Consider the following 1,299-nt stretch of genomic DNA (forward strand, 5'->3'; position numbering starts at 1 on the left):
TGGAGTTGCCCCGGTTTGATGGACACGTCAGGGCTTGCGGCTACGCGGCAGCATAGTCGCCTTCTGGGATGTTCTTGAGCGCGTGTCGGTGCTCGTACTCGGCGGGGCTGAGCTGGCCGTTGGCGGAGTGGCGGCGGCGCCGGTTGTAGAACCCCTCGATGTAGCCGAATACCGCCCGTTCGGCCTCTGACCTGCTCCGGAACGTGCGCCGATCGATCAGCTCGCACTCCAGGGACGCGAAGAAGCTCTCGGTGATGGCGTTGTCGAAGCATGTCCCGGTCCGGCCCGTCGAGGGACGGATGCCGGCCCGTTCGCAGTGCCGACCGAAGGCGATCGATGTGTACTGGCTGCCCTTGTCGCTGTGGTGAATCACCCCGGCCTCAGGGCGGCGCTGGTGGATGGCCATCGCCAGCGCGTCGGTCACCAACTCGGTGCGCATGTGATCGGCCATCGCCCAGCCGACGATGCGACGGGAGAAGACGTCCAGGACGACCGCGAGGTAGACAAAGCCCTGCCAGGTCGGCACGTAGGTGATGTCGGCCGTCCAGACCCGGTTCGGCTCGGCGGCGCTGAATTTCCGCTTGACCAGGTCGGAGGCGGTCACAGCCTGCCGGTCGGCGATCGTCGTCCGGCAGCCCTTGCGCCTGCTCACCCCGGCCAGCCCGGCACGGCGCATGAGCCGGGCCACGCGTTTGCGGCCGACCCTGATGCCGTCGACCTCCCGCAGGTCGGCATGGATACGCGGCGCCCCGTAGATCGCATCCGAGGCCAGATGATGTTCACGGATCTTGCCGGTCAGCTCGGCATCGCGGCGCGCTCGAGCTGAGGGGCCGCACTGCTGGCGCACTGCCCAGGCATAGTAGCCCTGGCGCGACACACCCAGCACCCGGGCCAACAGGGAGACCTCGTGGTGGTCCTTCTCCGCGTCGATCAGCCGGAACTTCATCTCGGCAGATCCGTCTCCCGCGCGAAGAAAGCCGCGGCCTTACGCAAGATCTCCTTCTCCTCGCGGAGAATCTTGTTCTCCCGGCGCAGCCGGGCCAGCTCGTCCTTCTCGGCGCTGGTCATACCGTCCTGGCGACGGCCCTCATCCAGATCGGCCTGGCGCACCCAGACACGGATCGACTGCGCGGAGGGCTGGAACTCCTTGGCCAGTTCCTCCGGCGACCGTCCCGCGCGCACCAGCTCCACCATCTGCCGGCGAAACTCCGGCGGATAGTTGTTCGGCACAGTGAACTCCTTCTTCTGGGAACCAGGGTCCCTCAGAGATCAGGTGTCCATCAAACCGGGGCAAGACCA

General features: G+C 66.8%; 1 protein-coding gene. It reads right to left on the reverse strand.

Translation table 11 applies throughout. The features are described from left to right. Positions 1-40 precede the first annotated feature (40 nt). A protein-coding gene (locus HNR30_RS46625) for an IS3 family transposase (RefSeq protein WP_181616690.1) occupies positions 41-1,194 on the reverse strand; the annotation gives its coding sequence in 2 pieces (ribosomal slippage) (positions 41-981 and positions 981-1,194; 1,155 coding nt in all). Positions 1,195-1,299 lie beyond the last annotated feature (105 nt).

It is taken from the genome of Nonomuraea soli (assembly GCF_013761175.1).
GTDB lineage: Bacteria > Actinomycetota > Actinomycetes > Streptosporangiales > Streptosporangiaceae > Nonomuraea > Nonomuraea soli.